Origin of the sequence: Streptomyces yangpuensis (assembly GCF_001005295.1) — a bacterium.
GTDB lineage: Bacteria > Actinomycetota > Actinomycetes > Streptomycetales > Streptomycetaceae > Streptomyces > Streptomyces yangpuensis.
Genome location: NZ_LBMK01000003.1, coordinates 833,363 through 856,501 on the forward strand (window position 1 = coordinate 833,363; position 23,139 = coordinate 856,501).

At 73.7% G+C, this 23,139-nt stretch carries 16 protein-coding genes; 7 read left to right on the top strand and 9 right to left on the bottom strand.

Translation table 11 applies throughout. The annotated features are described in order from the left end of the window. Window positions 1-1,191: an acyl-CoA dehydrogenase family protein gene (locus tag AAT21_RS19005; protein ID WP_052757875.1), complete on the top strand. Its 1,191-nt coding sequence runs from the start codon at window positions 1-3 to the stop codon at window positions 1,189-1,191. Beyond that, window positions 1,188-2,333 (top strand): acyl-CoA dehydrogenase family protein, encoded by a 1,146-nt coding sequence (locus tag AAT21_RS19010; RefSeq protein ID WP_046778005.1) that lies wholly within the window; start codon window positions 1,188-1,190, stop codon window positions 2,331-2,333. Before AAT21_RS19005 ends, AAT21_RS19010 begins: the two co-directional genes overlap by 4 nt. Window positions 2,334-2,417: 84 nt before the next feature. Here AAT21_RS19010 and AAT21_RS19015 read toward each other — a convergent pair whose 3' ends face one another. From AAT21_RS19015 to AAT21_RS19040, 6 genes are all read right to left on the bottom strand, one after another. Then, complete coding sequence (locus AAT21_RS19015; RefSeq protein WP_046778006.1) at window positions 2,418-2,999, bottom strand: GNAT family N-acetyltransferase; 582 nt, start codon at window positions 2,997-2,999, stop codon at window positions 2,418-2,420. A gap of 26 nt (window positions 3,000-3,025) precedes the next feature. After that, entirely contained in the window at window positions 3,026-4,096 is a 1,071-nt protein-coding gene (locus tag AAT21_RS19020; protein ID WP_046778007.1) for a threonine aldolase family protein, read from the bottom strand. Further along, a complete protein-coding gene (locus AAT21_RS19025; protein ID WP_046778008.1) occupies window positions 4,093-4,782 on the bottom strand; it encodes a DUF2461 family protein in 690 nt (229 codons plus the stop codon). The genes AAT21_RS19020 and AAT21_RS19025 overlap by 4 nt, the downstream gene beginning before the upstream one ends. After that, window positions 4,779-6,179: a serine hydroxymethyltransferase gene (locus tag AAT21_RS19030; protein ID WP_079025798.1), complete on the bottom strand. Its 1,401-nt coding sequence runs from the start codon at window positions 6,177-6,179 to the stop codon at window positions 4,779-4,781. Before AAT21_RS19030 ends, AAT21_RS19025 begins: the two co-directional genes overlap by 4 nt. Before the next feature lie 54 nt (window positions 6,180-6,233). Continuing rightward, window positions 6,234-9,524, bottom strand: coding sequence for a non-ribosomal peptide synthetase (locus tag AAT21_RS19035; protein WP_052757876.1), 3,291 nt, complete (start codon window positions 9,522-9,524; stop codon window positions 6,234-6,236). Window positions 9,525-9,612: 88 nt separating this feature from the next. Next, window positions 9,613-11,499: an AfsR/SARP family transcriptional regulator gene (locus AAT21_RS19040; protein WP_046778489.1), complete on the bottom strand. Its 1,887-nt coding sequence runs from the start codon at window positions 11,497-11,499 to the stop codon at window positions 9,613-9,615. Between the two features lie 199 nt (window positions 11,500-11,698). Between AAT21_RS19040 and AAT21_RS19045 the strand changes: the two genes are divergently transcribed. Then, a complete protein-coding gene (locus tag AAT21_RS19045; protein WP_046778009.1) occupies window positions 11,699-11,905 on the top strand; it encodes a hypothetical protein in 207 nt (68 codons plus the stop codon). A 200-nt stretch (window positions 11,906-12,105) separates the two neighbouring features. Here the strand turns inward: AAT21_RS19045 and AAT21_RS19050 are convergent, their stop codons facing one another. Then, window positions 12,106-15,126 (bottom strand): AfsR/SARP family transcriptional regulator, encoded by a 3,021-nt coding sequence (locus AAT21_RS19050; RefSeq protein ID WP_063838119.1) that lies wholly within the window; start codon window positions 15,124-15,126, stop codon window positions 12,106-12,108. A 163-nt stretch (window positions 15,127-15,289) separates the two neighbouring features. Continuing rightward, a complete protein-coding gene (locus AAT21_RS19055; protein ID WP_046778010.1) occupies window positions 15,290-15,760 on the bottom strand; it encodes a MarR family winged helix-turn-helix transcriptional regulator in 471 nt (156 codons plus the stop codon). Window positions 15,761-16,127: 367 nt separating this feature from the next. On the opposite strand from AAT21_RS19055, the gene AAT21_RS19060 reads away from it, so the two are divergent. After that, window positions 16,128-17,630, top strand: a complete 1,503-nt coding sequence (locus AAT21_RS19060; RefSeq protein ID WP_046778011.1) for an FUSC family protein — start codon at window positions 16,128-16,130, stop codon at window positions 17,628-17,630. On the opposite strand, the gene AAT21_RS19065 is transcribed toward AAT21_RS19060, so the two are convergent. Next, window positions 17,620-19,917: a HelD family protein gene (locus AAT21_RS19065; protein ID WP_046778012.1), complete on the bottom strand. Its 2,298-nt coding sequence runs from the start codon at window positions 19,915-19,917 to the stop codon at window positions 17,620-17,622. The genes AAT21_RS19060 and AAT21_RS19065 overlap by 11 nt on opposite strands. 141 nt (window positions 19,918-20,058) lie before the next feature. Here AAT21_RS19065 and AAT21_RS19070 point away from each other — a divergent pair, with 141 nt between their 5' ends. The 3 genes from AAT21_RS19070 to AAT21_RS19080 all read left to right on the top strand — a co-directional run bounded on the left by AAT21_RS19070 (window position 20,059) and on the right by AAT21_RS19080 (window position 23,132). Beyond that, window positions 20,059-20,646: a GNAT family N-acetyltransferase gene (locus AAT21_RS19070; protein WP_046778013.1), complete on the top strand. Its 588-nt coding sequence runs from the start codon at window positions 20,059-20,061 to the stop codon at window positions 20,644-20,646. A 229-nt stretch (window positions 20,647-20,875) separates the two neighbouring features. Then, complete coding sequence (locus tag AAT21_RS19075; RefSeq protein WP_046778014.1) at window positions 20,876-22,012, top strand: nitric oxide synthase oxygenase; 1,137 nt, start codon at window positions 20,876-20,878, stop codon at window positions 22,010-22,012. Window positions 22,013-22,067: 55 nt separating this feature from the next. Beyond that, on the top strand, window positions 22,068-23,132 hold the full coding sequence (locus AAT21_RS19080) for a lactonase family protein (RefSeq protein WP_046778015.1): 1,065 nt from the start codon (window positions 22,068-22,070) through the stop codon (window positions 23,130-23,132). Window positions 23,133-23,139 lie beyond the last annotated feature (7 nt).

The following is a 23,139-nucleotide window of genomic DNA, read 5'->3' on the forward strand; positions in this document are numbered from 1 at the left end:
GTGCTCACCACCGAGTTCTACCGCGCGCCCGCGGACTGCGGGCTCGTACGGAGCGGGGCCGACGTGCCCCGCACCCCCATGCGGGCCCTGCGCGAGGACATCCACGACATCCTGGTGTCCGCCCCCGTCGCCGAGGCCCGGCGCACCCGCGACCCCCGGCCCATCCACCGGGCCCTGGGCGAGCACGGCCTGCTCGCGCCCCAGTGGCCCGAGGAGTACGGAGGCCGCGGCGTCAGCCAGGTCGCGGCCGCCGTGCTGGTCGAGGAACTCGCCATGCACGACGTCCCCGACCTGCTGCACACCCTCACCGTGCAGATCGTCGGCTCCACCCTGCTCAACGTCGCGAGCCCGCAGATGAAGGCACGCCACCTGCCCGGCTTCGCCGCGGGCACCTCCTTCGGCTGCGTGCTCTTCAGCGAACCGCAGGCCGGATCCGACCTCAACATCCTCTCCACCCGCGCCGTCTCCGACGGCAAGGGCGGCTACAAGCTCTACGGCACCAAGGTCCACTCGCTCTTCGCCCGCTTCGCGGACTACGGCCTGTGCCTGGCCCGCGGCGAGGACGACGCCTTCAGCCTCTTCCTCGTGCCCCTGGCCCAGCCAGGCGTCACGATCCGGCAGATCCCGGGCATCGGCGACGACGCCTTCCACGAGGTCGCCCTCGACGGCGTGGCCGTCACCGCCGACGACGTCGTCGGCACGATCGGACAGGGCTGGGCGATCGTCGTCAAGACCCTGGCCTTCGAACGCACCGGCCTCGACTACTACGTCAAGGCGCTGCGCTGGTACCGGGCCGCCGTCGAACGGCTGGAGGCCCACACCGACCGGCTGGAGGCCGGCCAGCACGACCAGATCGGCCTGGCCAAGCTGAACGCCCGGCTGCTCGCGGCAGGCACCCTGGTCCGCCGCGTCCTCACCCGCCTCGACCGGGGCGAGCTCAACGAGGACGAGGCCGCCGCCGCGAAGTGGTACACCACCGAACTCGCCGCGGAGGTGGCCTGGTGGGCCGCCGAACTCGACGGCGACACGAGCATGACCCTCGACGACCCGGAGGTCGACGGGGTGGCACACCCACTCGATTCGGCGATGCGTGAAGCCCCGGGGATGCGGATATCCGGCGGCACCGCCGAAATGATGCTGGAGACGCTGGCCCGGCTGCGTCTCGACTCAGGGGCGGAGGTACGGCCATGACGACCCAGGCGGTCAACGGGAGCGGTACGCAGGGGGCGGCCGGCGAGGCGCCCGAGCGGTGGCGGGAGAGGGAGGACGAGGACTCGCTCTTCCGGCAGCTCCGGCTCACCGTGCGGCAGGGCCTGGAGGTCGACGGGGACACCCCCGCCGGCGCCTGGGAGGCACTGACCCAGGTCGGTGCCTGGGAGTTCGCCCTCCCCATCGAGAAGGAGGGCCTCGACCTCGGCCAGGCCGTCCTCGCCATGGTCTGCGAGGAGGCCGGCAACGCGATGCAGCCCGTCCCGCTCGCCGACACCCTCCTCGCGCTCGACATGCTCTCCGCCCTCGGCCCCCTCGCCCCCGAGGGCACCGACGACCTGCTGGACCGGGTGCGCGCCGGGGAGCTCCAGCTCGCCGTCCCGGGCCGGCTGCCCGATCCGCGCGGCGTCGTACCGCCCGGCATCGCCTGGAAACCGGACGGCGACGGCGCCGGCGTCGTCCTCACCGGCACCGGCGGCCCGTTCGCCGCCGGCGTCGGGCCGGACGCCCTGCTGGTCCTGGCGAGCGGTCCCGACGGCCCCTGCGTCGCCCGCGTCGACCTGCCCGCGCCGGGCGTCACCGTACGCCCGCTGCGCGACCACGGCGGGGGAGCGGTCGCCGGAGCCGTCTTCGACGAGGCACGGATCCCGGGCGGTTCGGTACTGCTGCGCGGGCTCGCCGCCGAGCAGGCCCTCGCCCGCGTCGGCCTGCGTGCCGCCGTCCACCAGGCGTCCCTGCTGGCCGGCATCACCGCGGCCGCCCTGACCGCCGTCGTCTCCCGGATCCGCGGCCGGCAGCAGTTCGGCCAGGCCCTGGTCAAGCACCAGGGCCCCCGGCTGCGGGTGGCCGGGCTCCTGGCCCGGCTCGACGCGGTGCGCTGGGCCGTCGGCGACGCCGCCCGCGATCTCGACGAGGGCCGGCTCACCGCGGGGGAGGCCGCCGGGCTCATCGCCCTCACGGCGGAGACCACCCTCGACGTGACACGTGACGCGGTGCACCTGCACGGCGCCTCCGGGCTGGTACGGGACGGCCTGGTGGCCGGCTGCTACCGGCGCGCGGCGTGGGAGGCCCTGCGCTGCGGACGCCCCGCCCAGCTGTGGGACACCGCCGCGCACACCCCCTGACCCGCCCCACGAGGAACCCGCCCGCACGAGGAAGGGGCCCCCGCACGGCGGGAGCCCCTTCCCCGGGTACCGGCGGCCCGGCCGTCAGACCAGGTCGCGACGCATGATCCAACGGTGCCGCTTGTCGCTCTTCGCCTCGGTCCGCCGGAGCCGGCGGAAGCCGGCCCGCTCGAACATGTCCATCGTCCCGACATAGGCGAGGGTCGGGTTCACCCGGCCGCCCTCGGGGTCCACCGGGTAGCCCTCCACGGCGGGCGCCCCGTTCGCCCGCGCGTGCTCGACGGCCCCCTCCAGCAGACCCGAGGCGACCCCCTTGCCGCGGAACTCCTTGCGCACGACGAAACAGGTCACCGACCACACGGGCACGTCGTCCACCGGGGTGATCGTCTTCGAGGACGTGAGCCGGTCGAGCTGGCGGCGCGGGGCCACGTTGCACCAGCCGGCCACGTCGCCGTCCAGGAACCCGAGCACCCCGGGCGGCGGATCGGCCTTCTCGGTGAGGTTGCGCAGGTGCTCGCCCCGCTCCTGCGCGGTCATCCGCCCGTAGTCACCGGTGCTCAGCCGCCACGCCATGCACCAGCACGTGTGCGCGCTCTGCTTCGGCTGGAGCACCTTGCGGACGTCGTCCCACAGATCCGCCGTGGCGGGCCGGACTTCTAAACTCATGTTGCTACTTCGCTCTCTTCCGCTTCTTACGGGCGTCCCGCGGGCGCGTTCCTGCGCGCCCCGGCGACGACATCGGTCATCACGGCGGTCAGCACCTCGAGGGCGCGCCGACACGCCTTGTCTCCTGCGTCCAGATGGGTGACCAGCCGGACGGTCTCCGGGTCCGGCGCGGTCACCAGCACTCCTTCCTGCGCGGCCCGTGAAACGACCTCGTCGGCGCCCGGCACCCCGACGAGGACGATGTTGGTCTCGGGCGGGCGCACGGGGAAGCCCGCGTCCCGCAGCCCCGCCGCCAGCAGCCCGGCGTGGTCGTGGTCCTCGGCGATCCGCTCCACGTGGTGGTCCAGGGCGTACAGCCCCGCAGCGGCCAGGATGCCCGACTGGCGCATGCCGCCGCCCAGGCCGTGCCGCAGCTTCCGCGCCCTGGGCAGATGTTCGGACCGCAGCAGGAGCACCGAACCGACCGGCGCGCCCAGCCCCTTCGACAGGCACACGGACAGCGAATCCGCCGTCTCCCCGTACTGGGCCGCCGACGTCCCCGTAGCGGCCATCGCGTTCCAGATCCGGGCGCCGTCCATGTGCACGGCCACGCCCGCGCCGGACGTCAGCTCGCGCACCGCGCGCAGCGTGTCCAGCGGGTGCACCGTACCGCCGGCCCGGGTGTGGGTCTGCTCCACCTCCACCGCGCGGGTGCCCAGCGTGTACGCGTTCCCCCGCCGGACCACCCCGGCCAGCAGCTCCGGGGTGACCACCCCGCGCTCGGCCGTCACCGTACGGGTCTGGATCCCGCCGTAGCGGGCCGGGGAGGCCTCCTCGTGGGCCAGGACGTGCGCCTCGGCGTCGCACACCAGCTCCTCGCCCGGCGCGACGAGGAGCTGCAATGCGATCTGGTTGGCCATCACCCCGGACGGTGTGAACAGGGCGCCGGGGAAGCCGAAGAGCCCGGCGAGGCGCTCCTCCAGGGCGCGCACGGTCGGATCCTCCCCGAAGAGGTCGTCGCCGACCTCCGCGCCGGCCATTGCGGCCCGCATCCCGGGACCCGGCCGGGTCACCGTGTCGCTGCGCAGATCGGCGATGCCGGAACCACCTGTGGTCATGACGGCTCGTCAACTCCTCTTTCGCGGGGCTTCGGGGTCAGTTCGCGCGCCGCCATCCAGTCCAGCAGCGGCCGTACCAGCAGCCAGGTCTCCCGGACGAACTCCCCGGCGCGTGCCGTGTGCAGGCCCGCGGCCGGACCCTGGCGGCGCCCCGCGTCGATCTTGCGGTGGCGCAGCAGGTCCAGCCGCGGGTGGTCCGCGGGCACCCCCCGGGGCCGGGACCTGAGCCGGTCCCCGCCGAGGACGAAGCCCTGCTCCGCCAGCCGGCCGGTGATCGCCGCCAGCTCCGCGCCGCCGTCCTCCTCCTCGACGGCGGCACGGTAGCGGGTGACCTCGGCCCCGGCGTACGGGTACCAGCGGCCCGAGGCGTACAGCCCGTCCCGGTCCAGGTGCACCCACAGGCCCAGGCAGGGCAGCAGGTCCAGGTAGGCGCCCTGATAGGTCTTGTAGGGGGACTTGTCGTGGGACATCCGGGTGTCCCGGACCGGGCCGAGCACCTGCACGGCGCCCGGCCCGGCCCACTCCTCGAAGAACGTGCCCAGGTCAGCGGCCAGCTCGTCCATCGGCGCACGCACGTCGCGCTCGTACCGCTCGCGGTGGCGCAGCCGCCAGGCCTCCTTGCTGTTGTCGGCCGCGAGGTCCTCGTACAGGCGCAGTGCCGAGGGCGGGAAGCCGCTGAAGGTCACGTCAGGTACCCCGGCAGGGGGTGGGCGGCGCACAGCTCGCAGACCCGGGTGCGGACCCGGTCGCGCAGCGCGTCCGGCAGCACGCCGCCGGTGGCGGCGAGCGCCGTCAGGACGTCCGCGACCAGGTCGGCGCACTCCGCGGCGACCGTACGGTCCATCCCGCGCGCGGCCAGCGTGTTGGTGCCCAGCCGCAGGCCGCCCGTCACCCGGACCCCGGTGGTGTCCCCGGGGACGCGGTTGCGGTTGACGACGATCCCGCAGGACTCCAGGGCCTCCTCCGCCACGTCCCCGGTGACGCCGGTGCCGCGCAGGTCGAGCAGCACCATGTGGGTGTCCGTACCGCCCGTGACCAGCCGGAAGCCCCGGTCCAGGAGCCGTTCCGCGATCGCCTGCGCGCCGTCGGCCAGCCGCTTGGCGACCTCCGCGAAGTCCGGGCTCGCCACGAAGTCCAGGGCGCGGGCCTTGGCCGCCACCGACGCCAGGTCGGGGGTGCCCTGGGTGAAGGGGAACACGGCGCGGCGCAGGGTCGCGGCCAGGGTGCCGCGCTCCGGACCGGCCCTGCGGGCCTCGCGGCCCAGCAGGATCAGTCCGCCGCGCGGGCCGTACAGCTGTTTGTAGGTGCTGGTGGTGGTCACATGGGCGTGGTCGACGGGGCTCTGGTGGAGGCCGGCCGCGACCAGTCCCGCGATGTGCGAGATGTCGGCCAGGAGGTAGGCGTTGGCCTCGTCCGCGATCTCCCGGAACCGGGCGAAGTCGATGCTGCGGGGGTAGGCGCTCGCCCCGCACACGATCAGCTTCGGCCGGTGCTCCAGCGCCAGTTCGCGGATCTGGTCGTAGTCGAGCAGCCCCTCCGGCGTCACCCGGTAGCCGTGGGCGCGGTAGTACCGGCCGGTCACCGAGGCGGGGGAGCCGTGCGTGAGGTGGCCGCCGCAGTCCAGGTCGAGACCGAGCAGACAGTCGCCGGGGCTCAGCAGCGCCGTGATCACGGCCAGGTTCGCGGAGGACCCGGAGTGCGGCTGCACGATCGCGTCCTGCGCCCCGAAGGCGGCGCACGCCCGCTCGATCGCGAGCCGCTCGATCTCGTCGGCGACGCCGCAGCCCGCGTGGTAGCGGTTGCCCGGATACCCCTCGGCGGTCAGGTTCCCGAGCGCGCTGCCCTCGCAGGCCAGCACGGACGGGTCCGCGACGCTGGACGCCGCGACCATCATCAGGGTGTCGCGCTGGCGCGCCGACTCCCGGGCCAGCAGGTCGTACAGGACGGAATCGCGTTCTCTCAGGCGGGTGTTGGCGTGCGCGGCGAAATCGACCAGGTCGGGTGCGGGCGCCTGTGGTGCGCCGACCCCGAGCCCGTCCTCGTCCAGCGGATCGGTGACGGGCGCGGGCAGGGTGAGACTCATGACTGTCCCCTCTCGGATTCGTCCGTGGTGTCCGTGCCGAACCGGCTCGTGTCCTCAGCCGGCCGCATCGGCGGTGTCCGTCTCGTCGGCCTCCAGCTCGCCGAAGGCCTCGGCGGCCGCCACCGCCTCCGCGCCGTGCTGCTCGTCGGCGGCGATCTTCCCGGCGAGGTCGGAGACCACCGGGTTCTGGAAGACGGTCTTGACGGGCACCGGCACCCCGAGGAGTTCCCCCAGCAGCCCCGCGAGCCGGGTCCCGCTGAGCGAATCGCCGCCCAGGGTGAAGAAGTTGTCGCCGGGCGCCACCCCGTCCAGGCCGAGGATGTCGGCGACCGCCGCGCACAGCACGAGCTCCAGCGCACTGCCCGGGCCGTCCCCGCCCTCCCGCACGGCCGCGTCGTCGGCGGACTGCTGACGTCCGGCCGAGGAGGCCAGCAGCAGCCGGTCGACCTTGCCGTTGCGGGTCAGTGGCAGCTCGTCCAGCACGGTCAGCGCGGCCGGCACCATGTAGCCGGGGAGCTGCGCGGCAAGCCGCTCCAGCACCCGGTCCCCCGCGCCGGCGCCGGAGCCGGCGGCGGCCACCACGAAGGCGTGCAGCCGCCGCACCCCGTGGGCGCTGGCGGGCGCCACCACCACGGCCGCCTCGACCTCGTCGTCCTGGCGCAGGACGGCCTCGATCTCGCCCAGCTCGATGCGGTGCCCCTGGATCTTCACCTGGAAGTCGTCCCGGCCCAGGATCTCGATGCTGCCGTCCGGCAGGTAGCGGCCCAGGTCGCCGGTCAGGTAGGCGCGTTCACCGGTTTCCGGGAGGCGGACGAAGCGGCTCGCGGTGCGCCCGGCGTCGTTCCAGTAGCCGAGCGCGAGACCGACGTCGCTGGCCACGGCCATCTCGCCGACGACCCCGAGCGGGCGCTCGTAGGCCGCCGCGTCGACGATGTAGTAGCGCTGGTTGGTGATCGGCTTGCCGTACGGGATGCTCGTCCAGGCCGGGTCGACCTCGCCGATCGGCTGGAACAGCGACCAGCAGATCGTCTCGGTGGGACCGCCCGACCCCACCACCTGGATCCGCGGGCTCTGCGCCCGCAGCCGGTCCGGCAGCGTCAGCGGGATCCAGTCGCCGGAGAGCACCGACAGCCGCAGCGACTCCAGCGGCCGGCCGCCGCCGCGCCGCTCGCGCACCTCGGCCTCGCCGACGAGCAGCTCCATCAGGACGGGTACGGAGTTCCACAGCGTGACCTGCTCGGCCTGCACCAGATCGGCCCAGACGTCGGGCTCCGCGTGCTCGAACGGCGGCGGCACCACCACGGTCCCGCCCTGCGTGAGCACACCGAAGACGTCGTAGATCGAGGCGTCGAAGTGCAGCCCCGAGATGGCCAGCAGGCGGTCCGCGGCACCGACCTCGAAACGCTCCGCGACATCGCGGATCAGGTTGACCACACCGATGTGGTCGACCATCACGCCCTTCGGCTCGCCCGTGGAACCCGAGGTGAAGATCGTGTACGCGAGGTCCGCGGGGGTCTGCGCGGTGTCGGGCCGGGTGGCGGTGCCCGTCTCGAAGTCCTTGTCCACCCGGTAGCGGCGGGCCGTGGGCGGCCAGCTGATCCGGGACTCCAGCGAGGACTGGGTGAGGATGCGGTCGACCTTGGCCTCGGCCAGCAGCCGGCGCAGCCGCTCCGGCGGCACCGACGCGTCCAGCGGCAGGTAGGCGGCGCCGGAGGCGAGGATGCCGTACACCGCGGCGTACTGCTCCCAGCCCTTCTCCATCACGACCGCGACCAGCTCGCCGGGCGCCGCCCCGTGCTCGCGCAGGGTGCGGCCGATCCGCCAGGCGTACGTGGCCAGTTCGGCGTAGCTGAGCCGCCGCCCGGAGGCGTCGACCACGGCCTCGGCGTCGGGGGTGAGCCCGGCCTGCCGGGCGAACAGCTCGTGCAGGGTGGTGTAGGGGATCTGCCCGGCGGTGTCGTTGACCCGGCGGCGCAGCTCACGCTCGGCCGGCGGGATCAGGTCGAAGCGCGCGGTGTGCAGGCTCTCCGGGTCCTCGGTGAGCCGGGTCAGGAGGTCCACGTACACGCCGAAGGCGGCGTCGACGAACCCGGGCGCGAAGGCCCCGTCGACGAAGTCCCAGATGACGCGCAGCTCGCCGGCCAGCTCGCGCAGCTGCACGTCGAGGGTCACCTGCGGGGTCTGCGAGATCGAGTACACCTCGTGGCCCAGGTCCGTGACGGGCCGGCGCACCGGATAGTCGAGGAGGCTGGTGACGACCACGGGCATCCCGGCCTGCGCGCCCACACCGTGCAGCCGCGTCAGCTCCCGCAGCACGCGCACGCCGTTGAAGGAGCCGTGCTCCACGTCGCGGGCGAGCTGGTCGCGCAGGGCGTGCGCCCGGTCCAGGAAGGTCGCGCCCGAACCGTCGGCGGCGAGCATCACCGCGTTGGTGAAGTCGCCGAGCACGCCGGTGATGTCCGGGTGCACCGCGGGGCGCTGGAAGACCGGATAGTTGATCGTGAAGTCGGACTCCTCCGCCCAGGCCCGGACCACCTCTGCGAAGGCCGCGGTGAGCAGCACCGACGGGGTCAGGCCCGCCCCGCGCGCCCGCTCCTGGAAGCGCTGCCAGCCGGCGGGGGAGAGGCGGTGCTCGCGGCGGTCGAAGCGGACCTCGCCGGTGTCCCCGCCGGAGCCGCCCGTGGGCAGCGACGGGGCCGGCGGCAGGGTGGGCACGCGCTGCACCCAGTAGTCGCGGGCGGCGCGGAAGGCCTCGGTGTGCGGCAGGGCGTCGGCACGCCAGCGGGCGTACTCGGCGAAGGAGATGCCGGGCTCCGGGAGGTCCGCGTCGGGGTCCTCGTACAGGTCGACCAGCTCGGGGAAGAGGACCTGGAAGGCGCTGGAGGCGTCCAGCACCTGCAGGTCGATCCCCAGGTGGACCCGGCCCAGGTTCTCCGGACCGCCCAGCCGGAAGATCCGCAGGTCGAACAGCGGCCAGCTGCCGACCGGGAACACCACGTGGCTCATCTCCTCGCGCAGCGCGGCGAGGTGCTCCCGGGCCGCGTCGGCGGACAGGTGGCGCAGGTCGACGACCGGTATGTCGAAGGGCAGCGGGTCGGACGGCACCCACTGGGTGCCGTCCGTGCCCCCGATCGCGCGGAGCATGTCGTGACGGGCGACCACCGTGCGCCAGGCGGCGGCGAACCGCTCCGGGTCGAGGCCGGGGCGCTCCCACTCGAAGTATCCGTAGCAGCCGATGCCGCCCATCTCGACGGCTTCGCCTCGCCCGATCATCAGTGCCTGCTGCGTCTCGGTCATCGGGAAGGACGCGGCACTGTCCGCGCGAGCGGGCAGGAGCTCGGTCATGGTCCAACTCCATTCGGTGTTACGGGCCGTTGGCTTGCGTGCCTGGGTGGATACGGGCCGGGACGCCCTGCTGCGGGGCAGGGCGAGGCTAGGGGCGGTGAGTTAGCCGCCGGTTATGCCCCGCGCGGCCGGCCGGCCCGCCGGGCAACGGCGCCCGCCCCTCCTCCAGGGAGAGCGCGAAGAGCCGTACGAGCGGGTGGAAGAGGTAGCAGGGCTGGCCCCTCTCGTCCGCGCCGCTGACCTCCAGCAGGGCCGCGTCGGCGAGCGCCTCCAGCAGCCGCTCGGCCTCGGCCTCCGGCAGGTCCAGCGCCGTCGCCGCCTCGGCGGCGGGGAACGGCCTGGGCCCCGGGCCGTGTCCCAGCGCGGCCAGCGCCGGGAACACCGCCCGTACCTCGGGATCCAGCGCACGCCAGGACGGCAGCAGGGAGGTGTGCACGTCCAGGTCGCCCGAGTGCAGCTCCCGCAGCCGGGTGAGGGGATCCGCCAGCCGGTGGGCGAGCCGGTCGGGGGTGCAGTGCGGCCGGGCGGCGATCCGGGTGCCGACGATCCGCAGCGCCAGCGGCAGGCCGGCGCAGTGCTCGACGATCGCGGACGCCGCGCACGGTGCGGCCGCCACCCGGGCGGGACCGGCCGCCGCGGCGAGCAGTTCCAGCGAATCCCGGGGCTCCAGGGGCGCGAGGGCCACGGTGTGCGCCCCGGCCACGGTGGGCAGGGCCGTACGCCCGGTCACCAGGACCGCCGGCTCCGGGGTGTTGGGCAGGAGCGGCCCCAACTGGGCCGCTCCCGAGGCGTTGTCCAGCACAATGAGCAGCTGCCGGCCCCGGGTCCGCTCACGGTAGAGGCGGACCAGCTGGTCCTGGTCGTCGGCGGCCGGTACGTCGTCCATCGGCCCCAGTGCCCGCAGCAGCCGGCGCAGCACCCGGGCCGGGTGCCGGGGGGTGCCGTCCGCGGCGCGCAGGTCGGCGTACAACTGCCCGTCGGGGAAGTGCCGCTGGCAGCGGTGGGCGGCGTGGACGGCCAGGGCGGTCTTGCCCAGCCCCGCCATGCCGGTGACCAGGACCCGGCGGGGCCGGCCGGAGCCCTGCCCGTCGGGTGCCAGGGCGCGGCACACCAGATCCAGCTCCGGCCCCCGGCCCGTGAAGTCGACGGTGTCCGGGGGCAGCATCGCCGGTGCCCCGGCCGCCGGGCCGGACACCCGCGGCCGGGCCTGCGCCCGTACGGCCGGGACGGAAGCCGGCCGCCGGTCGAGCGTGCCGTCCAGCAGCGCCCGGTAGGTGGCCTGCAGCTCCTCGCCCGGGTTGACCCCGAGCTCGTCCGCGAGCACCGCCCGGCCGTGGTGGTAGAGGTGGATGGCGTCCGCCTGCCGCCCGGACCGGCACAGGGCGGTCATCAGCTGGCACCGGATGCGCTCGCGCAACGGGAACTCGGAGACCAGCCCGGTGAGCTCACCGGTGATCTGCTCGTGCCGTCCGAGGGCGAGGTCCGCCGCGATACGGTGCTCCAGGGTCACGGCGCGCGCCTCACTCAGCCGCGGGGCCTCGGCGTCGGCGAGGTATTCGGTGGCGTTCGCGAACGGCTGGCCGTTCCACCGGGCCAGGGCGTCGCGCAGCAGCTCACCGGCGCTCTCGAAGTCCTCTTTGATCAATGCCTCGCGGCCGCCGAGCGCCAGCTTCTCGAATTCGTTCAGGTCGACGCTCGCATTACCGATGCTCATGGCATATCCCGGTGGTCTGCGATCGATCACGACATCGTCGCCGAGAATCTTGCGCAGGCGTGAAATATAGGTGTAGAGCTGTGCGCTGACAGTGGCCGGGGGCGCCCAGCCCCACAGCAGCCGGCACAGCCGGTCGTCCGACACCACCTCTTCGCGGGCCAGGAGGAGCGCCGCGAGCACGGTGTGCAGCTTCGCCCCGGAGAACGCGACCCGGTGGCCGTCCCGCCGTACCTCTACTGGCCCGAGCACTCGGAATTCCATGTACCGCCCCATCCGTGATTCCTGAGAAGAATCTTCGAACGAAGCTAGATGAGCGCGTTGTCCCCTCGATATCGTGTCGATTTCGCGGGGGGCTCGGGTCATGAAATCGATGGAACACGGACGAGAAAGGAGCCGTCCCTACTGTTCCATTCGTGCCGCAGCGAGCGGCAGTGATGATCCACCGAGAGGGGAATCCGAGATGCGCAGCACCCGGACGGCGAAGACGACGGCCGCTTGCCTGGTCGTTCTTGCGGGGATGTTCGTGGGCACGGGGGCCGCCACGGCCGCCACGGCGCAGCCGAGCGCCGGCGTCCAGGCGGACGACATGCCCTGGGGCGTCGTCAAGCCGGTGCACCCCTCATACCCGGGCTCCGCCGGCACCAACGGCGACATGCCCTGGGGCTGACCGCCCGACGCGGCCGTCCCGTACGGCTTCGGTCCCGCAGCACCGCAGCACTGAACCATCGCAGCACTGAACCATCGCAGCACCGAACCACCGCAGAACCGAACCACCGCAGAACCGAACCACCGCAGAACCGTTCTTTCGCAGCACCGCAGGTCCGCGCACTCCGCCGCCGCAGCGGCCCGGTCCGTACCGGACGGGTCTCAGTTCGCCGGATGCGCCAGCAGGGCCGTCAGTTCCTCCGGAGTGAAGGAACGATGCGGCAGCCCTCCGGGCCCCCCACCGCCCGGCTCGCCCCCCGCACCCTGCACGGCCGTCAGCAGCCGCCCCGCCTGTACCCGCCAGGGCTGCGCGCCGACCTCGCCGAAGGCGGCACAGGCCCGCCGGAACCTCTCCGCCGCCTCCGCACAGCGGCCCCCGAGCGCGTCCACGCACCCGAGGTCCGTCTCCACCCGGGCGTACAGGAACCGGTCCGCCAGCTCATCGGTGATCTCCAGGGCCTGCTGCAGCGTCTCCCCCGCCGCCTGCAGCAGGCCCTGGCTCCACCGCGTCTGGCCGAGGCCCCGCAGCGCGTGGGCCTCACCGACCCGGTCGCCTTCGCCGCGGGTCAGCCGCAGCACGGCGCCGAACGCCTCGGCGGCCTCCCCGAGATCCCCCGCGCGCAGCCGCACCTCGGCCAGCCGGTACACGCTCTGGGCCTCCGCCCGCACCGATCCGGTGCGCCGGCTCAGCGCCACCGCCTGCTCCGCCAGCGGCAGCGCGCCGCCCACGTTGCCCCGGTCCAGCTCGATCTGCGCCTGGAAACCCAGCAGATGGGCCTCGTTCCCGATGTCCCCGGAGTCGTGGAAACCGCTGAGCGCCGCCTCGCAGTACTCCAGCGCCCGCTCCCAGTCGCCCTGGAACCGCGCGCACATGGCCAGGTTCCGCTGGGCGAGCGCCGCCCCGCCGAGGTCGCCGGTGGTGCGCAGCAGCCGCAGCGCGGCCATGGTCCAGCCCTCGGCCTGCTCGTAGCGCCGCTGGTAGATCGCCAGCGACCCCAGGAGCCGCAGCATCGTCGCCTCGCCGGGCTCGTCCCCGGCCCGCCGGGCGGAGGCCAGGGCCTGCTCGGCGCTGCGCTGCCAGTCCTCCAGATAGTTCTTGGTCTCGAAGTGCGGTACCGCGCTCTCGGTCAGCATCCAGGCGTGACCGGCCCGGCCCGTCTCCGCCGCCTGCGCCACCACGTCCGTCACGGCGGTGCGCTCCGACTCGAACCAGTCCATCGGCGAGCCCAGCAGCTCGTCGGCGATCTCGCCCAGGAAGCCGGGGGCGGGTGCCGCCGGCCGGCCCACCGGGAACTCCCGTCCGTCGATCCGCCGGTGCGCCTCCTCGGCCAGCCAGAGCCACGCCCCGAAAGCCCGCTCCAGCGCGGCGTCCGCCTCCTCCTCCGGCTCGTCCGCCTCCGCCCGCTCCCGGGCGAACAGCCGCAGCAGGTCCTGGAACCGGTAGCGGGCCGCCCGGCCCGGGGCCGCCTCCGCGACCTCCAGGAGCTGGGCGTCGACCAGGTGGTCGATCAGCTCCTCCGCGTGCCACACGCTGGTGTCGAGTACGGCCGCCCCCGCCCAGGCGGCGAAGTCCGCCGTGCGCAGCAGCCCGAGCCGCCGGTACATCCGGGCCGCCTCGGGCGGCAGGTCCCGGTAGGTGAGCCGGAAGCCCGCGCGCACCCCGCCCTCGCCCGGGCTCAGCACGTCGAGCCGGGACCGGTGGTCGCGCAGCCGCTCCACCAGGCTCCGTACGCTCAGGTTGGGCTTGGCCGCCAGCCGGGCGCCGGCGATCCGCAGCGCCAGCGGCAGGCAGTCGCACAGCGCGCCGAGCTGCTCCACGGCCACCGGGTCGCTGCCGAACCGGTCCGCTCCGGCCAGTTTGATCAGCAGGGCCGTCGCCTCGGTCGGCTCCAGCATCCGCAGCCGGATGCTGAGCGCCGTGTAGTCCCCGGTCAGGTCGCCCAGGTTCTCCCGGCTGGTGGCCAGCACCACACTGCGTCCGCCGCCCGGCAGCAGGGGCCTGAGCTGGTGGAAGGAGCGTACGTTGTCCAGGACGATCAGCGTCTTGCGGGTGCTGAGCAGACTTCGCAGCAGCGAGGCCCGCTCGTCGGGATCCGCCGGGACCTGGGGTGCGGCGATCCCGAGGGCGCGCAGGAAGCGGTCGAGGACGGCGGCGGGGGACACCGGCGCCTGCTCCTCGTCGTAGCCGCGCAGATCGGCGAAGAGCTGGCCGTCGGGGAACTGGTCGGCGACCTGGCTCGCCCAGTGGACCGCCAGCGCCGTCTTGCCCACCCCGCCCACGCCCACGATCGTCGCCAGGGCCGGGGTGTGGGGGTTGTACGGCTCCTTGAGCAGCCGGTCCAGCGAAGCCATCTCGTGCTGCCGCCCGGTGAACGCCATGACGCCGGCCGGGAGTTGCGCCGGGATCGTGTGCACGGCGGCCGGCGCGGGGGTGAGTACGGCCGGGGGACGGGTCAGTTCCGGCGAGTCCCGCAGGATCAGCTCGTGCAGTTGCCGCAGCCCCGGGCCGGGTTCGATCCCGAGCTGCTCGGTCAGTAACCGGCGGCCGTGCAGGAAGACGTCGAGTGCCTCGGCGCGCTGGCCCGACCGGTACAGGGCGAGCATGAGGTGCTCGCGGCACTGCTCGCGCAGCGGATGCCGGGCCACCAGGTCGGTGAGCTCACCGATGAGCGCGCGGTGCCGGCCCAGCTGAAGCATCAGCCCCGCGCGCTCCTCGATGAGCGTGAGCCTCATCTGTTCCAGGCGCGTCGCCTCGGCCTCCAGCCGGGAACCGGGCGTCTCGTCGAGCGCCGAGCCCCGCCAGATGCTCAGCGCCTCCTCGAATAGCGTGCAGGCCTCCTCGGTGCGGCCGTGCCGGGCGGCGTCGCGACCCTGGTCGGCCCGCTCCAGGAATTCCTGGACGTCGACGCGGTGCTCGCCCTTGGCCAGCAGATAGCCCGGGGGAGAGGTGATCAGCAGATCGGTCACGCCGGCCTGCTTGAAGGTCTTGCGCAGGGTGGCCACGCAGATGGCGATCTGGTTCCGTGCCGTCGCGGGAGGGGAATCCGGCCAGACGGCGTCCACCAGGGTGTCCACCGAGACGACCCGGTCGGCATAGAGCACCAGCATCGCGAGGACCGTCGCCTGGCGCCGGCCGTTGATGCGCAAGGGGCCGTCGTCGGCCTGGACGAGCAGTGGCCCCAACAGTCTGAAGACAAACCGATTCAACAGGTCCCCCGCCTTTGAAACCCCGCGTCAGGCGCGAACGGTACCGCAAAGACGATTCCTCGGTGCAGTCAACTCTTGGGAAAAACAGCGGCTGTTTCAGGCCACCTTGTCCGTATAGCAATGGGGCGGGGAATGGCCCTCACGGAGAGTCGCCGGCGCCGACCGAGGCCAGTACACCCGACAGCCCCCGAAGCATTTCGGCCGTTCGGTGCACCTCCTCCTCACCGCCCAGGCTCTCGCACAGGTGCCGGGCGAGCCCGTCCAGGCAGGAGTCGATCTCCCCCTTCGCCGCCGCGCCCCGCTCGGTGGCGGCGAGCAGCTTCGCCCGGCGGTGCGCCGGATTGTCCAGATAGGCCGCGAGCCCCTGGCGGACGAGCAGGTCCGCTATGCGCTGCACGCTCTGCCGGGTGGTCCCCACGCGCCGGGCCACCTCGGAGACCGACAGGGACTCCTCCGTCACCGCGCTGAGGACCTGCCAGCGTGCCGCACTGAGACCGGACGACAGGGCCAGCCGGTCGACGGCCGCGGTGAACCGCCCGTTCAACCGGAAGACCGCCACGGCGGCCCGGCTGAACGCCTCGGCCTCCCCGGACTCCGCTGTACGCGTCAACGCCGGTCCCCTTCCGTACGTCTTCCGGGTCGCTGCACGATAACAGTGCGTGGTCATGCGGACGAGAGTCGTGCGGCCACGCTCCGCAGACACCGGCCCGACTGGTCCGTTGGCAGCCCCATGGCCGACCAAACCCTTCAGTAACCGGGCCAATGGCCCATCTTCCCCTGCCCGAGTTGAGCCAGTGGGCCTCCAGGTGCTTATCTGTGGCGTATCCATGTACTTACGGCGCCGCGCAGCGCCGGACGGCAACGAGGCCGGCTCCGGAGCGCGGCGCCTTCGCCGTGCCCGTCCGCCGCCCACCACCCCCGGGCGGCGCGGGACGGCGCGCACCACTGCAGGGGGGCGGCAAGCCGCTGTGAAGAGGATGTTCGTAGCTCCGGATCCGGGGCGCCTGAGACTGAGGACGTCGGCCCGCGCCGTGATCGGCGTCGCCGCGGCCGTCGCACTCGCCGAACTGTGCGGTCTGTCCCTGACCGCGTCCATCACCGGCGGACTGGCGGCCCTGCTCGCGCTCTTCACCGTCACCGACGCCACCGTGCGCCGCCAGACGGTCACCACCGCCCTGCTGCCCGCCGCCGGATTCCCCGTCCTGGCCCTCGCCACCGCCCTGCACGGGGTGACCCCCCTGCGGGACGCCGCCTTCGTGCTCGTCGTCTTCTGCGGGGTCTACGCCCGCCGCTGGGGCCCGCGCGGGCACGCGCTCGGGATCTTCGCGTTCATGAACTTCTTCATCACGCAGTTCCTGCACGCCCTGCCCGCCCAGCTCCCCGAGCTGTACGCCGCCGTGGGCCTGGCCCTCGGCGCCGCCGCGGCCGTACGGTTCCTGCTCTGGCCGATCGAACGGCGCACCCCGCCGCCCGCCGCCCCCGCGCCGCTGCCCGGCAGCGGCCTGGCCCGGCACACGACCCGCCAGGCCCTCCAGGCGACCGTCGCGTGCGCCGTCGCCCTCGCCGTCGGCCAGGTGCTCTCCGAGGACCGCTGGTACTGGGCCGTCGGCACCGCCTGGTGGATCTTCGTCAACACCGCCTCCCGCGGCGAGACCCTGGTCCGCGGCTTCCGCCGGGTGCTCGGCACCGTCGTCGGCGTGGCAGCGGGGGTACTGATCGCCATCCCGCTGGACGGCGCGCCCCTGCCCACCGCCCTCCTCGTCGCCGCCTGCGTCTTCGGCATCTTCTACACGGCCGCCGTCTCCTACAGCTGGATGATCCTCGCGGTCACGCTGATGGCCGGGCTGCTCTACGGCCTCCTCGGCGTGCTCGACCCCGGCCTGCTCGTACTCCGTCTGGAGGAGACGGCCGTGGGCGCCGTGTGTGCCGCGCTGGCCGTGGTCCTCGTCCTGCCGGTCACCACCCACGCCACGAACGACGCGTGGATCCAGCGCGCCCTGCACTGCGTGCACGCCGCCACCGCCCAGGCCACCGCCCGCCTCGCCGGCTCCCCGACGGCGGACCCCGCCCCGCACGCCGCGGAGCTGGAGACCCTGCTCGCCCGGGTCCGGATGGCGCTCGCCCCGCTGGTCCACCCGCTCAGCCCGTTCCGCGCCCGCAAGGCCCGCGCCGGCCAGGTCATCGCCCTGCTCGACGACTGCGCCCGCGAGGTGCGCGGCCTGGTGACCGTCGCCGCCGACCCGGACGCCGGCCACGACGCCCGCCTCGCCGCCGCCTGCTGGCGCGTCGAGGCGGCCGTGCAGGCGCTGACCGCCGGCGAGCGGGAGCTCGAAGCGCCCGCCGCCACGGGCGCCACCGCCCCGCCCGCCGCCACCACCGAACCCGCGCTCGCCCACCTCCAGGGCCTGGAGCGGGCCCTGACCGAACTGGCCACCCCCCTGGGCAGCGACCCCAAGGCGCCGTTCGTCATCAGCGCCTGAGCAGAGCGCCCCAGGCCGGCGTCCGCTCCGCGGGCAGCCGGCCGGGGGTGTGCACCACCCCCAGGGCCTGGGTGGCCCGGGTCAGCGCCACGTACAGGTCGCTCGGCCCGAAGTCGGCCGGCTCCACCACGATCACCGTGTCGAACTCCAGCCCCTTGGCCTGGCGCGGATCCAGCAGGACGACCTCCCGGGTCAGATCGGGCTCCGCGCCCTCCCGCACCTGCGGCAGTACGGCCGCCAGCGCCCCGTGCAGCTCCCGCTGGGCGATCACCGCGAGCCGCCCCTCGGCCGGCCGTTCCCGCTGCACCGCCTCCCCGACTGCCCCGGCCAGGTCGCCGGCCGCCCGCGCCCACGGCCGCACCCCGGTGGCCCGTACCGAACGCGGCGGCTCGAAGCCGGGATCGCGCTCGCGCAGCACGGCCGCCGCCACCTCCATGATCTCGGCCGGGGTGCGGTAGTTGACCCCGAGCCGGACCAGCTCCCACCGGTCGCCGACGTACGGCGCCAGGATCCGCTCCCAGGATCCGCAGCCCGCCTCGTCACCGGTCTGCGCCGGATCGCCGACCAGCGTCATCGAACGGGTCGGGCAGCGCCGCATCAGCAGCCGCCACGCCATCTCCGACAGCTCCTGCGCCTCGTCCACGATGACGTGCCCGAAGGCCCAGGTGCGGTCCGCCGCGGCACGCTCGGCGGTGCTGCGGTGGTCGGCCTCCTCGTGGCGCTCCGCCATCCGTTCGGCGTCGATGATGTCGTGCGCCGCGAGGTACTCGTTCTCCTCGTCCTCGAACTCGTACGACTGCGAGCCCGCGGACACGTCCAGCACCCCTTGCGCGTACGCGATGCGCAGCTGCCTCTGCCGCTCCTCGGCGGCGCGCAGCGCACTGTCGTCCTCCCCGAGCAGCTCGGCCGCCTCGTCCAGGAGCGGTACGTCGGCCGGGGTCCAGTCGGGCCGCGCCGAGGGCGCGCGGCGGATCAGCCGGGCCTCCTCCACGGGCAGGTGCGTGGGTTCCGCCAGGAAGTCGGTGATCAGCTGCTGCGGGGTGAGCGACGGCCACAGCGAGTCGATCGCCGCGTGCACGGCGGCGCTCGTCGCGATCTCCTTGCCGAGCTGGGCCACGTCGTCCGCGCCGAGCAGGTTCGGACCGCCGTACGGATCGGCCCCCAGCCGGTCGGCGAGCTGCGCGGTGAGCGCGTCGATGATCCGGAAGGCGAAGGCCGGCCGCGCCCGGTTGTGCGGCAGCCCGGTGGCCCGGGCCCGGTCCCGCGCCTCGTGGGCCATCGTGCGGTCCAGCAGCAGGGTTCCGTAGTCGTCGTGGTCGATCTCCAGCGCGGCCTCGGGCACGGTGTCGTACTCCTCGCCAGTGCCGGCCGGCACGTGCTCCGGCAGGCACTGCCGGTCGGCCACGACCCGGGCGAGGACCTGTGCCATCGCGGCGCGGCCCTTCACCGCGGCGGCCCCGGGACGGTCGGTGCCGGTGGCGTGGACCCCCGGGAACAGCTCGCCCGGCGTGGACAGCAGCACACCGGTCTCGCCGAGCGCCGGGAGCACCCCGCCGATGTAGCCCAGGAAGGCCGGCCCCGGCCCCACGATCAGCACACCGCGCCGGGCGAGCAGCTCGCGACGGGCGTACAGCAGGTACGCGGCACGGTGCAGCGCGACCGCGGTCTTGCCGGTGCCGGGTCCGCCCTCGACCACCAGCACCCCGCGGTGCGTGGAGCGGATGATCCGGTCCTGCTCGGCCTGGATGGTCCGCACGATGTCGTGCATGCGGCCGGTGCGGGCGGCATCGAGCGCCGCCAGCAGGACCGCGTCGGCGTCGGCCCCCTCGTGGCCGGTGCGCTCCGCGTCGGTCAGGTCGAGGATCTCGTCGTGCAGGGCGGTGACGACCCGGCCCCGGCTGCTGATGTGACGGCGGCGGCGCAGCCCCATGGGCGTGTGCCCGGTGGCGAGGTAGAAGGGGCGGGCGACCTCGGCCCGCCAGTCCAGGACCAGCGGGGTGCGTTCCGTGTCGTCGGCGCGGATCCCGATGCGTCCGATGTGGTGGTCGCGGCCGTCGGAGAACTCCAGACGCCCGAAACACAGGCCGTTCTCACCGGCATTCAGAGCGGACAGCAGGCCCGACTGCTCGGCCACCAGGACATCGCGTTCCAGGCGCGCCTGAAAGCCCGTTCCGACATCGCGCAATGCCCCTTCGACCGCCTGTTCGGCCTGGTCGCGCAGGTCGTCGAGGCGCCGATAGAGGTCGGTGACGAATTGCTGCTCTTTCCGGAATTCCTCGGTTGACAATTGCACTCCCGCCGCGATACAGTGTCCTCGTAAGCTTCTTTGCGCCCTCGCTCAAGGCGAAGTCGCGAACTATTCAATATACGCCTTCTTCTCCCTCGGCAGTGAATTCGGCCGGGGGATTTTTTGCGTACGGTGGATCTCATGACCACCGCACACGCCCCGGCCGGCAAAATCGTCTACCGCCTCGCCCGCCCCGAGGATGCGGGCGCCATCGAGGCCCTGGACGGCTCCTTCACCACCTCCACCGTCTTCGAGGTCGCCGCCTCCGGCGACGGCTCCGGCTTCCTGCTCCGTGAGGTCCCGGTGGACCCGCCCGTGCGCAAGGCGTTCCCGCCCGAGGAGCACGACGAGCAGGGGTTCGCCGGCTCCCGGGGCCCCGACGTGGACGCGGACAACCGCACCTTCGTGGCCCTCGACGGCGGCGAGCTCTGCGGATTCGCCGCCGTCGGCTACGCCGCGTGGAACCGGCGGCTGACGATCGAGGACATCGAGGTCGCGCCCGGTCACCGGGGCCGCGGGATCGGCAGCGCACTGATGGAGCACGCCGCGGAGTTCGCCCGCGAACGGGGCGCGGAGCACCTCTGGGTCGAGGTCAGCTCGGTCAACGCCCCCGCCGTGCACGCCTACCGGCGCATGGGGTTCGCCTTCTGCGGCCTCGACACCGCCCTGTACGGGGGCACACCCTCCGCGGGCGAACAGGCGCTGTTCATGAGCCGCCCCTGCCGCTGACCCGGGCGCGCCGAGCAGCCGACGAGCCGTCAACTCCCGCGGCGCGCCGGATCCTACGTCTCCGTGCCCCCTGACCGCAGCCCAATCCTCCAGGATCACCCGGAAGAGTGTTCCGAAAGCTCATGCCATACGCCGCTGACCTGCGGCAGGTACAACGGGTAATTGATTACTGCACATTCATGCGGCACGTACAGGGTGGATCTGGTCGGACAGGGGGTAACCCGCCGGAATGGAAATTCTTCAACAGCGCTCCACCACCGCACAGGTGTGGCAGGCGGCCGAGGAGTTCATCCGACTCTTCCACAGGGAGAACGCCGGGGCGGGTGATCCGCGCGCCCGGCTCGCCGCCGTGAGGGCGGAACTCGCGGACACCGGTACCTATGTGCACACCCCCGAAGAGCTGGTCCACGGGGCGCGCGTGGCCTGGCGCAACAGCAACCGCTGCATAGGCAGGCTCTACTGGAACTCGCTGCGGGTCCGGGACCGCCGCGGACTCACCGACGCCGACGCCATCGCCGCCGAGTGCTTCGACCACCTGCGCGAGGCGACCAACGGCGGCCGGGTGAGGCCCACCATCACGGTCTTCGCCCCGGAGGTCCCCGACCGCCCCGGCCCCCTGATCTGGAGCGAGCAGCTGGTGCGGTATGCCGGGTACGGCGACCACCCGTCCATAACCGTCGGCGACGCGCGCAACGCCCCGCTCACCGAGGCCCTGCTCCGGCTCGGCTGGTCCGGCGGCGCCGGCACCCCCTTCGACCTGCTCCCGCTGGTCGTCCAGGGCGTCGACGACAAGCCGCGGTGGTTCGACACCCCCGCGGACGCCGTCCTGGAGGTCCCGATCGCCCACCCCGAGGGCGACGACTGGGCGGACTGGGGCCTGCGCTGGCACGCCGTCCCCGCCATCTCCAACATGTGCCTGGAGATCGGCGGCATCCACTACCCGGCCGCGCCGTTCAACGGCTGGTACATGGGCACCGAGATCGGCGCGCGCAACCTCGCCGACACCGACCGCTACAACCTCCTGCCCGCCGTCGCCCGCCGCCTGGGCCTGGACACCTCCAGCGACCGCTCACTGTGGAAGGACCGCGCCCTGGTCGAGCTCAACCGGGCGGTCCTGCACTCCTTCGACCGCGCGGGCGTCACCATCGCCGACCACCACTCCGAGTCCCGCCGCTTCCTCTCCCACATGGAACGGGAGGAGCGCAAGGGCCGCGAGGTGGGCGCGGACTGGTCCTGGATCGTGCCGCCGATGTCCGGCGCGGCGACCCCGGTCTTCCACCGCACCTACGAGGACCGCCCCAGCAGCACGGCGTACGTCCACCACTCCGGCGCGCAGGAACGGGCCCGCGGACGGGATTTGGTCTAGACCTTCTGTTACCGTCGGCTCCGGACGGATCCGGCGGCGGTGAGAGGGGTTTCCTGTGGGCGGCGCGGACAGCACGGACCGAAGCGGCGAACACCGGGCCTACATCGGCTCCTTCACCTCGGGGGGCGGCCGCGGTGTGACCATCGCGGCCGTGGATCCGAAGACCGGGGCGCTGACCCCGCTCTCGGTCGCCACCGCCGAGGATCCGTCGTACCTCGCCCTCGCTCGGGACACCGGCGTCCTCTACGCGGTGAGCGAGACCGAGCGGGGCGAGGTGGCGGCCTTCCGGCCCACCGCCGGGGGTCTCGCGGCGCTGGGCGCGCCCGTGCGCGTCGGCGGCTCCGGCCCCACCCATGTCAGCGTGTCCGGGCGGCGCCTGTTCACCGCCAACTACACCTCGGGCAGCGTCAGCAGCCTCGGGCTGGCCGCCGACGGCAGCCCCCGCGGACCGGCCCGCGTCCTCGCGCACCGGGGCTCCGGCCCCGACACCGCCCGGCAGGAGGGGCCGCACGCCCATCAGGCGCTGCCCGACCCGACCGGCCGCTGGGTGCTCGGCGTCGACCTGGGCACCGATTCGGTACGGGTCTGCGCGCCGGACGCGGTCACGGGCGAGCTGCGGGTGCACACCGAGACGGCGCTGCGCGCCGGAACGGGACCCCGCCACCTGGTCTTCCACCCGGAGGGCGCTGTGGTGTACATCCTGCACGAGCTGGAGCCGCAGGTGACCGTCTGCCGGTGGAACGGCGCATCGGGGCACCTGGAACCGGTCGGTGAGGTTCCGGTGGCCTCCGCGGGCGCCTCAGGGGCCGTACGGGTGTATCCCTCGGCGGTCGTGGCCTCCCCCGACGGGCGGTTCGTGTGGGCGGCCGTCCGCGGCGCCGACGTGCTCGTCACCCTGTCGCTCGCCGACGGGCCCGGTAAGCCGCGGCTGACCGGCACCGTGGACTGCGGCGGCCTGTGGCCGCGGGACCTCGCCGCGGACGCCGCGGGCCGCCGCCTCTACGCGGCCAACGAGCACTCGGGCGACGTCACCTGGTTCGACGTGGACCCGCTGACCGGGCAGCCGCACCGGGCCGGTTCGCTGGCCGTGCCCGCCGCCACCTGCGTGGTCCTCGACTGAGTCCCGT

Coding starts and splice junctions, on each gene's coding strand:
- AAT21_RS19010 (WP_046778005.1), top strand. CDS start 1,188: ATGACGACCCAGGCGGTCAACGGGAGCGGTACGCAGGGGGCGGCCGGC.
- AAT21_RS19015 (WP_046778006.1), bottom strand. CDS start 2,999: ATGAGTTTAGAAGTCCGGCCCGCCACGGCGGATCTGTGGGACGACGTC.
- AAT21_RS19020 (WP_046778007.1), bottom strand. CDS start 4,096: ATGACCACAGGTGGTTCCGGCATCGCCGATCTGCGCAGCGACACGGTG.
- AAT21_RS19030 (WP_079025798.1), bottom strand. CDS start 6,179: ATGAGTCTCACCCTGCCCGCGCCCGTCACCGATCCGCTGGACGAGGAC.
- AAT21_RS19035 (WP_052757876.1), bottom strand. CDS start 9,524: ATGACCGAGCTCCTGCCCGCTCGCGCGGACAGTGCCGCGTCCTTCCCG.
- AAT21_RS19040 (WP_046778489.1), bottom strand. CDS start 11,499: ATGGAATTCCGAGTGCTCGGGCCAGTAGAGGTACGGCGGGACGGCCAC.
- AAT21_RS19045 (WP_046778009.1), top strand. CDS start 11,699: ATGCGCAGCACCCGGACGGCGAAGACGACGGCCGCTTGCCTGGTCGTT.
- AAT21_RS19060 (WP_046778011.1), top strand. CDS start 16,128: ATGTTCGTAGCTCCGGATCCGGGGCGCCTGAGACTGAGGACGTCGGCC.
- AAT21_RS19070 (WP_046778013.1), top strand. CDS start 20,059: ATGACCACCGCACACGCCCCGGCCGGCAAAATCGTCTACCGCCTCGCC.
- AAT21_RS19075 (WP_046778014.1), top strand. CDS start 20,876: ATGGAAATTCTTCAACAGCGCTCCACCACCGCACAGGTGTGGCAGGCG.